Annotated in this window: 11 protein-coding genes; 4 read left to right on the top strand and 7 right to left on the bottom strand. The window is 66.0% G+C overall.

Going from position 1 to position 9,301, the window contains the following annotated elements:
- The coding region (locus JHD07_RS15610; RefSeq protein WP_291623709.1) for a PQQ-dependent sugar dehydrogenase at positions 1 to 1,054 on the bottom strand (1,054 nt) is incomplete at its 3' end.
- Positions 1,055 to 1,315: 261 nt separating this feature from the next.
- Here JHD07_RS15610 and JHD07_RS15605 point away from each other — a divergent pair.
- Entirely contained in the window at positions 1,316 to 1,549 is a 234-nt protein-coding gene (locus JHD07_RS15605) for a hypothetical protein (RefSeq protein WP_291623707.1), read from the top strand.
- A 9-nt stretch (positions 1,550 to 1,558) separates the two neighbouring features.
- On the top strand, positions 1,559 to 1,735 hold the full coding sequence (locus JHD07_RS15600; RefSeq protein ID WP_291623705.1) for a hypothetical protein: 177 nt from the start codon (positions 1,559 to 1,561) through the stop codon (positions 1,733 to 1,735).
- Positions 1,736 to 1,913: 178 nt separating this feature from the next.
- Here JHD07_RS15600 and JHD07_RS15595 read toward each other — a convergent pair whose 3' ends face one another.
- Entirely contained in the window at positions 1,914 to 2,687 is a 774-nt protein-coding gene (locus JHD07_RS15595; RefSeq protein WP_291623703.1) for an enoyl-CoA hydratase-related protein, read from the bottom strand.
- 123 nt (positions 2,688 to 2,810) lie between these two features.
- On the opposite strand from JHD07_RS15595, the gene JHD07_RS15590 reads away from it, so the two are divergent.
- The gene (locus JHD07_RS15590; protein ID WP_291623701.1) at positions 2,811 to 4,400 is read left to right on the top strand and encodes a gamma-glutamyltransferase; all 1,590 of its coding nucleotides are present in this window, start codon (positions 2,811 to 2,813) and stop codon (positions 4,398 to 4,400) included.
- Between the two features lie 2 nt (positions 4,401 to 4,402).
- Here the strand turns inward: JHD07_RS15590 and JHD07_RS15585 are convergent, their stop codons facing one another.
- From JHD07_RS15585 to JHD07_RS15570, 4 genes are read right to left on the bottom strand one after another with little or no spacing between them, the layout of a single operon-like run.
- Positions 4,403 to 5,686: an FAD-binding oxidoreductase gene (locus tag JHD07_RS15585; protein ID WP_291623699.1), complete on the bottom strand. Its 1,284-nt coding sequence runs from the start codon at positions 5,684 to 5,686 to the stop codon at positions 4,403 to 4,405.
- A 12-nt stretch (positions 5,687 to 5,698) separates the two neighbouring features.
- Positions 5,699 to 6,430, bottom strand: a complete 732-nt coding sequence (locus JHD07_RS15580) for an amino acid ABC transporter ATP-binding protein (RefSeq protein ID WP_291623697.1) — start codon at positions 6,428 to 6,430, stop codon at positions 5,699 to 5,701.
- Positions 6,427 to 7,080: an amino acid ABC transporter permease gene (locus JHD07_RS15575; protein WP_291623695.1), complete on the bottom strand. Its 654-nt coding sequence runs from the start codon at positions 7,078 to 7,080 to the stop codon at positions 6,427 to 6,429. Before JHD07_RS15575 ends, JHD07_RS15580 begins: the two co-directional genes overlap by 4 nt.
- Before the next feature lie 24 nt (positions 7,081 to 7,104).
- Positions 7,105 to 7,863 carry an ABC transporter substrate-binding protein gene (locus JHD07_RS15570; protein WP_291623693.1) on the bottom strand — a complete coding sequence of 253 codons (759 nt, stop codon included), beginning with the start codon at positions 7,861 to 7,863 and terminating at the stop codon, positions 7,105 to 7,107.
- Positions 7,864 to 8,041: 178 nt separating this feature from the next.
- Between JHD07_RS15570 and JHD07_RS15565 the strand changes: the two genes are divergently transcribed.
- A complete protein-coding gene (locus tag JHD07_RS15565; protein ID WP_291623691.1) occupies positions 8,042 to 8,686 on the top strand; it encodes a helix-turn-helix domain-containing protein in 645 nt (214 codons plus the stop codon).
- Between the two features lie 117 nt (positions 8,687 to 8,803).
- Here JHD07_RS15565 and JHD07_RS15560 read toward each other — a convergent pair.
- Positions 8,804 to 9,301: FAD-dependent oxidoreductase (locus JHD07_RS15560; RefSeq protein WP_291623689.1), on the bottom strand; the 498-nt coding region annotated here is incomplete at its 5' end.

Here is a 9,301-nt window from a genome sequence, read left to right as displayed (position 1 = left end):
CCGGAAATCTGGCTCCGCGATAATACAGCATCGCCCGCGGCGCACCGTGCGGCGGCAGCAGCGAGAGCGGCGCCTTGTAGAGCGGATTGGTCGTGCAGAGCGACTTGTAGACCCCGGATTGCAGCACGCGCTTGAACTCGGGACTCGGGCTCGACAGGTCGTAGCAATAGGGCCAGCCATAATGCCTGCCCTGCTCGATCGCGTTGATCTCCTCGTTCGGCTCGAAGATGTCGGGCAGATCGCGGCCGTTCTCGCCCTGCAGGAAAGCGTAGCCGGCATCCGGAAACATCGGGTGCAGCACCAGGGCCATCGAGTTGCGCAGGCCGCGCGCATAGACGGTGTGCGGCGGGTCGGGGTCGCCCGGCTTCAAGGCCGGAAACACACCGCCCGCCGGCGGCGTAAACAGCCAGATCGAGGCCAGCGCCGAGGCGCCCTCGGCCGCCGCACAGGGTCTTGTGATCGGCGCGGGCGTGACGCAGTCGTCGCTGTGCGAGCCGACATTGACGAACAGCCGGCCGTCGCGATCGAACACGAACTGCTTGAGAGGATGCGCGCTCTCGTCGAGCCTCGTACCATCCGGCAGCGTGATCCGCCGCCCGGGCATGTGACGGATGATGGTCTCGACCGTGCTGCGTGGATTGTCCGCGAGCGGATCGAACCGGAAAATCGTCTCCGCAGTCGAGGCGTAGAGCTTCCTGTCCGGGCCGATGACGAGAGCGAACGGATATTCTAGGCCCGTCAGCAGCTCCTTGAAGCGTTGCCCCGGCGCAGCGCGCGGATCGAGCAGCAATAGCCGGCCATCGGTGCGGCCCCAACCGCCCATGTCGGCGACCACGAACAGGCCACGGCCGGGCACCTGGACGATCGAACGCGGGAATCTGAGGCGATCCTCTTCGCTGGCGACGAGGCCGGCGCAAAATCCCGCCTTCATGTCGATCTGGATCCTGGGAAAGGCGAGATCGCCGCTGCCGCACATGTCCGGACCGATCGCATAGCCGCTCTTCCTGATCGGCTCGGAGCGGGCCGGAGCGAAACCCGGCAGTGCGGCAGCCAAGAAAGCTGCAAGGACGACCGCCGCCCGCAAACACAGCCTTCCCCGTTCGTTCTCGAATGTGAACTGGTTCACGCCACCCCCGACCTTGTTCCACGACGCCGCGGCGCCGGCCAGCCATCACCCGCCTGTGATTAAACCGGTGACGGCCTTGGCGGCGACCAATCTCCGTAAATTCCCTGACCGGGTTCAACCCGAATGTTTCGCGAATGCCTCGGGTGGTATCGGTTTGCCGCTCCCAATCGCTCCCAATAGGAGACGCATATGGTCCAGGTCTTTTTTCATTGTTCCAACACCGAGGGCACGCTGATCGACCGCGCCGGCGCGGCCGTGTCCAACCTGACCGAGGCCCGCGACCGTGCCGCCCAGATCATGCAGTCGATGATCCTGACGCCGAGCAATGAAGACTGGCGCGATTGGGTGATCCATGTCAGCGGCGACGACGGCGAGGAGATTTTCGATCTTCCCTTCACCGCGATGCTCGGCAAGCCGCATTGAGGTGATGTCATGCTGCTCGCTTCCTTGAGCCTGCTGCGCCAGCCGCTGAGCATCGTTGCCGCCAAATGGCAGACGCTGATCCGCGTCGCAGGCAATCCCTATCGCCCCGAGCTGCACTACATGCGCGGCCCCGGCCCGAAATGGCGCGCCAAGTATCAGGCCAGCCGGCTGGACCGCATGCGCTGAGCGCAGCGGCCGTAGAAACCGCACTAATCGTCGTCATGGCCGGGCTTGTCCCGCCTGCGCGGCCGAAGCCGCTTCGGCGCGGCGAAGGCCCGGCCATCCACGTTTTGGGGCGCGGATACGAAGACGTGGATGCCCGGGTCAAGCCCGGGCATGACGAGGGGAGAAAGTGCGGCCCACCTCACTTCCCCGTAAACTTCGCCTTACGCTTTTCGATGAACGCATTGCGACCTTCGATGGCGTCCGCGCTCTTGCGGATCGTAGCCTGGAGTTCGATCTCGCGGCGGAACTGGGCTTCATAGGTGGAGTGCTCACTCTCCTCGACGAGCGCGCGCGTTGCGACCAGAGCGCGCGTCGGCCCTTCCGCCAGGCGGCGCGCCAGACCAAGGGCCTCATCCATCAGCTTGGCATCGTCGACGACCTGCCGCACCAGCCCGATCTCCTGGGCGCGTTCCGCCGTCAACGGCTCGTTGAGCAGCATCAGCTCGAGCGCGCGCTGCCGGCCGACCAGCCGCGGTAAGAGCCAGGTCGAGCCGAGATCGGGGACCAGCGCGATGCGGCTGAACACCTGGATGAAACTCGCCGACCGCGCCGCGACGATGATATCACCGGCCATGGCGAGGCTGAAGCCACCGCCCGCCGCAACCCCGTTCACGGCCACCACCACGGGCACGCGGCATTCGCGCAATGCCTTGAAAGCCGGCCAGTAGAACCGCATCACGCCGCCGGCAATGTCCTCGCCGAGCGCTTCGGATGCCTTCAAATTCTGTCCTGAGCAAAATCCCCGGCCGGCGCCCGTGAGGATCAGCGCGCGGATGGCTTCGTCCCCCGTCATCTCGCCGACGGCGCTGGCGAGCGCGCCGAGCAGGTCCGGCGTCATCGCGTTCAGGCTTGCCGGCTCGTCGAGCGTCAGAATTCCGACCGCGCCATCCCGCGCCTGTTTCACACCAGCCATGCCGCGCCTCCCTTTCCATGTTCTCGTTGGCGGCAATGTGCCATTGTCCGCGGGCTTCGCCAATCGCGGAGCTTCCAACCTCAGTGCATCGACGCAACTGAATCCAGAGATCAAGACGACATCATGCCTCATCAGTTCAGCCTCAATCAAACCGTCCGCAAGCCCGCCGTTACGTCCAAGGGCGGCATCGTCGCCTCGCAATCTCGGCGCGCGGCTGAAATCGGGGCGCAGGTGCTGGCGGCGGGCGGCGACTGCGTCGATGCGATCGTGGCAACCACCATGGCGCTGAACGTGCTGGAGCCCTGGAACAGCGGTCTGGGCGGCGGCGGTGCAATGGTGCTCTACCGCGCCAAGGAAAATCGCTACGAGGTGATCGACTACGGCATGTCCGCGCCGCAGAGCCTGCGCGCCGCCGACTATCCGCTCAGCGGCGAAGGCGCCGCCTCCGACCTGTTTCCCTGGCCGCGGGTGAAGGACGATCGCAACATCCATGGTCCCGGCGCGATCGCCGTCCCCGGCGTCGTCGCCGGAATGGAAGAGGCGCATCGCCGCTACGCCAGGATGCCGTGGAAGGATCTGGTCGCGCCGGCGGCCAGGCTCGCCGGCGAAGGCCTGCTGGTCGATTGGTGGACCACGGCGACGATTGCGGGGTCGGCCGCCGATCTCAGGCGTTATCCGGCCAGCGCAGCGGCGTACCTGAAGGATGGCCTGCCGCCGAGCGCGCCGTGGGGCATCAAGGCCGAGACGCGGCTGCCGCAGGACATGATGAAGGCGACGCTGTCGCATCTCGCTGAAGCCGGACCGCGCGATTTCTACCAGGGCGATCTCGCCAGGAGCATCGCTTCCGACATCAAGGCTGACGGCGGCTCGCTGTCGGTCGAGGACCTCGCCGCCTTCCGCGCGCTTTTGCGCGAGCCGCTGGCTATTCCGTACCGCGACGGCAAGGTGTATGCGACGCCGGAGCTCACGGCCGGCCCCACCATGGCGCACGCGCTGCGCCTGTTGCAGCAGAGCCTGAGGCCCGCTGGCGCGCCGGATGCCGGCGCCTATGTCGAATACGCGCTCGCCTTGCAAGCGGCCTTCCGCGAGCGGCTCAAGGACATGGGCGATGCCGACGGCAAGCGCTCGCTCGGCGCCGAATATCTGGCGCCGGCCTGCACCACGCATTTCTCGGTGGTCGACCGCCACGGCAACATCGCGGCGGTGACGCAGACACTGCTGTCGTCGTTCGGCTCGCGCTATGTGACGCCGCACACCGGCATCACCATGAACAACGGCATCATGTGGTTCGATCCGACGCCGGGCACGACCAACTCGCTCTCGCCCGGCAAGCGCTGCCTGTGCAATTACACGCCCGTCATCGCCGAGACCGTGGACGGCAAGCGCCTCGCCATCGGCGCCTCCGGCGGCCGCCGCATCCTGCCGTCGGTGATGCAGCTCGTCTCCTTTGCAATGGATTACGGCATGGACCTCGACGCCGCCATCCATCAACCGCGCATCGACGCCAGCGAGGGCGCGGTGGTGATCGGCGATGCCCGTCTGCCGGCGAACGTCCGCGAAGCGCTGGCCGCGCGCTTCGACTATGAAGAGAGCCGGGTGCAGACGCTGCCGCAGAAATTCGCCTGCCCGAGCGTGGTGATGCGCGAGGGCGATACGAATTCGGGCGCGGTCGAGATCTTCCAGCCCTGGGCCGATGCGGTGGCCGAGGGCTGAGGCTAAATTCCCAACCGGTCCCGCACGCGGCCTGCGATCACGGCGGCCGTCACACCGACCGGCCAGAACGCGTGCATCGGCATCGGCTTGATGCCCGTGATCGGCATGTCGATCTCGGCCTTGGCGCCGCCGATCAGACGGCGCGCGAGTTGGGCGCCCATCGCAGTCGCGAGCGCAACGCCGCGGCCGTTGCAGCCGAGCGAGATCAGGATGTTCTCGGCCGGCTCGTGCACATGCGGGTAATGATCCGCGGTAATGGCCAGCCTGCTGTTCCAGCCGTGGGTCCAGGCGACACCCTTGAGCTGCGGCCATAGCCGCTCCGCGTAGCGCATGAGATAGGCGACATCATTAGGCGATTTGATCCAGCGCATCGGGCCGCGGCCGCCCATCAACAGACGGTTGTGCTGGTCGATGCGGTAGTAGACGGTGATGTGGCCGCTCTCATAGAGCACGGGGCGCGTCGGCATGATCGAACGGGCGACTGCGTCGGAAAGTGGCGCGGTGGCGGCGATCGAGGAGAACACCGGCACGATGGTGCGGCGGAGCGCCGGCCAGAGATCGTCGGTAAAGCCGTTGGTGGCGAGCAGGACCTTGTCGGCATGCACCACCGCGCGCGGCGTCTCGATACGCCAGCGCGTTCCCTCGCGGCGGAGCGACAGCGCCGGCGTCTCGCCATGCACCTTGGCGCCCGCCGAGATCGCGGCGCGTGCGAGGCCGCGGGCGTAGCTCAGGGGATGCAGATCGCCGCCGCGGGTGTCGAGCATGGCGCCGATGTAGCGGTCGGAGCCGGTCATCTCGCGGAGCTGCTCGCGGTTCAGATATTTGACCGGCATGCCGCGGCGAATGCATTGCTGCGCGGTCTTTTCGATCGCCGCCGCGCTGGCCTCGTGATAGGCCGCGCGCAGCGTGCCGTTCTGCCGCGCCTCGCACGGGATCTGGTAGCGGCGGATCAAATCGTGCGTGAAGTTCGTGGTGCCGTAGGCGAACTCGATCATGCGGCGGCCGAGCTCTTCGCCGAAGTCGGTTTCGATCTGATCGGGGTCGTGCTTCAGGCCCGGGTTGGTGTGGCCGCCATTGTTGCCCGACGCACCCCAGCCCGGCTCCTGCGCCTCCAGCACCAGCGCCTCGACGCCCTCCTCGGCCAGATGCAACGCGGTGGACAGGCCCGTATAGCCGCCGCCGACGATCGCGACCGAGACATTCCTGTCGACGTCGAGCGGCGGCGTGGCTACCGGCGCGACGGCGGTGTCGGCATAGAGCGAGGGTGGCAGAGGCAGGCGCGTCATGGCGAAGTCCGGTTAGAGCGGATGCAGCACGCGGCGCAGGAAGTCCTGCGTCCGCACGTGCTGCGGTTGATTGAGGACCGATTTCGCCGGCCCCTGCTCGACGATGACGCCGCCGTCGATGAACAGCACGCGATCGGCGACGTCGCGGGCAAAGCCCATCTCGTGGGTGACGACGACCATGGTCATGCCGTCGTCGGCCAGCTTGCGCATGACGCCGAGCACGTCGCCGACCAATTCAGGGTCGAGCGCCGAGGTCGGCTCGTCGAACAGGATCGCCTTGGGCTGCATCGCCAGCGCCCGCGCGATCGCGACGCGCTGCTGCTGGCCGCCGGAGAGCTGCGGCGGATGCGCGTCGGCCTTTTCCGCGAGCCCGACCTGGGCGAGCAGCGCGCGGCCGCGCTCCAGCGCCTGCGCACGCGGCTCCTTCTTCACGTAAAGCGGCCCTTCGACGACGTTCTCCAGCGCGGTGCGATGCGGGAACAGATTGAAGCGTTGAAACACCATCGAGACCTGGGTGCGGATGTTCACGATCGAGGGCGCATCGCGGTCGACCTTCAGCCCTTCGACGCTGATCTCGCCGCGGTCATAGCTCTCCAGTCCGTTGATGCAGCGCAGGATGGTGGACTTGCCGGAGCCGGAGGGGCCGATGATGCAGACCACCTCGCCCTTCTGGACGGAGGCCGTGATGCCCTTGAGCACCTCGACCTTGCCGAAGCTCTTGTGGACGTCGCTCAGCTCGATCATCGCTTGCCGGCCCGCTTCTCGAAGTGACGAACCAGCAGGATCAGCGGAATGCTCATGGTGAGATACATCACCGCAACGAGGGTAAACACGCTGGTGTTCTTGAAGGTCGAGGACGCGATCAGCTTGCCTTGTAATGCGAGTTCGGCGACCGTGATGGTCGAAGCCTGCGAGGAATCCTTCAGCATCATGATCATGACGTTGCCATAGGGCGGCAGCACGATCCGCACCGCCTGCGGCAGCACCACGCGGCGCATGGTCAGCCACCAGCCCATGCCGATCGATTGCGCCGCCTCGATCTGGCCCTTGTCAATCGCCTCGATGCCTGCACGGAAGTTCTCGGCCTGGTAGGCCGAATAGGCGATGCCAAGCCCGAGGATCGCGGCCTGCAAGGCCGACAGCGTGACGCCGAGATCGGGCATCACAAAGTAGAGGTAGAACAACAGCACGATGATCGGGATGCCGCGGATCACGTTGATCAGGCTGGCGCTGAGCATCGACAGCGCCTTGATGCCGGAGACCCGCATCATGGCCCAGATCAGGCCGAGCACCGTCGACAGCAGCAGCGAGCCGATCGTGACGATGATCGTCAGCGCGACGCCGTTCATCAGGATCGGGAAGAACTCGACGGCGTCGTGCCAGAAGCCTTTCATCGGGCAGCTTTCGATGAGACGTGATCAGCCTTGCGCCTTCAGGCCCCATTTATCGAGGATCTTGTCGATGGTGCCGTTGGCCTTGAGCTTGGTGAGCGAGGCGTTGATCTTGCCGAGCAACGCGGCCTCGCCCTTGCGCACCCCGATGCCGACCGAGCCGACCGTGACCGGCTTGTAGCCGTCGACCAGGCGCACCTCGGGGAAGCCGCCTTGCTTCAGATTGTAGGCGAGGATCGGATAGTCGGCGTAGCCGGCCTTGAGGCGGCCGGTGTTCACGTCGCGCAGGATGTCCGGGATGGTGTCGTAGGCCTTCACCTCGGCGAACAGGCCGGACTTCTTCAGCGCGTCGACAAAGGCGGTGCCGACCTGGGCGCCGACCGTCGCGCCTTTCAGATCGTCCTGCGTGGCATAGGCCTTGGTGTCGGTCTTCGGCACCACGAGGCCCTCACCATAGCTGTAGATCGGGTCGGAGAAGTCGACGACCTCCTTGCGCGGCGGCGTGATGAACATCGCGGCCGCGATGATGTCGATCTTGCTCGAGGTCAGCGACGGGATCAGCGCCGAGAACTGCATCGGCTCGATCTGGACGTTGAAGCCGGCGTCCTTGCCGACTTCGGTGACGAGATCGACCATGATGCCCTGGATGGTGTTGGTCTTGGTGTCGAGGAAGGTGAAAGGAATGCCGGTCGGGGTCGAGCCGACCTTCAGCACCTGTTGCGCGGCAGCCGGCACCGCTGCAGCCATCGCGAGCGCCGCGATCGCGGCCTGAACAAAACGCTTCATCGCATCCCCCTTTGGGTCTGGCCGGTGCGGCAGTCGCGCATGTCGCGATCAGACGTTGCGGGCCGCGCCGTTTCGGCCTATTTTCACCAGTATGAAAATTTGGTCACACTTTTGCGAACGATGCAAGCGGTTTTCATGCACATGAAGGAAGCGGTTTGACGTGAGCGGTGGCAAAAGAATGCGCAAACCGGCCGCCGCAAAGCCGGCCAAGCGGGTGAAAGCCAAGGCGGTCGCCAAGCCGTCCGAGCCGGCGATGGACGTCGCGGTCGGCCGCCGCATCCGGGATCTCCGGCGAATCAGGCAATTCTCGCTGGAGACGGTCGCTGCGCGCACCGAGCTGTCGATCGGCTTCCTCAGCCAGATCGAGCGCGGGCTGTCGTCGCCGTCGCTGCGCGTGCTGGCAACGCTCGCCGACGTGCTCGGCGTCGGCATCGCCGCACTGTTCGGAGCGAGCCCGAGCGCCGACGGCGCATCCGACCAGGTGGTGACGCGCGGCCTGCAACGGCCGGAGCTCAAGCTCTGGCGCACCGGCGTGTCAAAACAGTTGCTGAGCCCGGCCAGCGCCGACAACAAGCTCAATTTGTTCCTGGTGCATCTGGAGCCCGGCGGCTCCACCGGCGACGAACTCTACACCCATGACGGCGAGGAAGCCGGCCTCGTGCTCGAAGGCGAGATGATGCTGACGGTCGACAGCCAAACGTGGTCGCTGAAAACCGGCGACAGCTTTAGATTTGCGAGCCGCAGGCCGCATCGGTTCTCGAACCCGGCGCAGGATGCGAAGTCCGTCGTGCTATGGGTGAATTGCGTGACGGGAGCGGGGTAGCAATTGCCGTCATTCCGGGGCGATGCGCAGCATCGAACTATGGTGCGCAATTGCGCACCTGAGAATCTCGAGATTCCGGGTTCGCCTCTTCGAGGCGCCCCGGAATGACAGCGTCAATCACCCGAACCGATGATTATACCTGTCCACCGTCAGCGCGCTGACGTCGATCTCCGGCTTCCTGCCCGAGAGCATGTCGGCGAGGACGCGGCCCGAGCCGCAGGACATGGTCCAGCCCAGCGTGCCGTGGCCGGTGTTGAGGTGGAGATTGGCGTATTGGGTCGGGCCGATCACTGGGGGACCGTCCGGCGTCATCGGACGCAGGCCGCTCCAGAACGTCGCCTTGGCGAGATCGCCGCCGCGCGGGAAAAGGTCCGTCAGCGAATGATCGAGCGTGGCGCGGCGCGCGTCGTAGAGCTTGTCCGAGAAGCCCGAGATTTCGGCGGTGCCGCCGACGCGGATGCGATCGCCGAGGCGCGTGATCGCGACCTTGTAGCTCTCGTCCATCACGGTGGATTCCGGCGCGCCGGAGGCGTCCCTGATCGGCACCGTGATCGAATAGCCCTTCACCGGATAGACCGGCAGCGAGATGCCGAGCGGCGCGACGAGCCGCGACGA

Origin of the sequence: Bradyrhizobium sp. (assembly GCF_016462955.1) — a bacterium.
Classification (GTDB): domain Bacteria; phylum Pseudomonadota; class Alphaproteobacteria; order Rhizobiales; family Xanthobacteraceae; genus Bradyrhizobium.
This window is presented reverse-complemented; position numbering and strand designations above follow the sequence as displayed.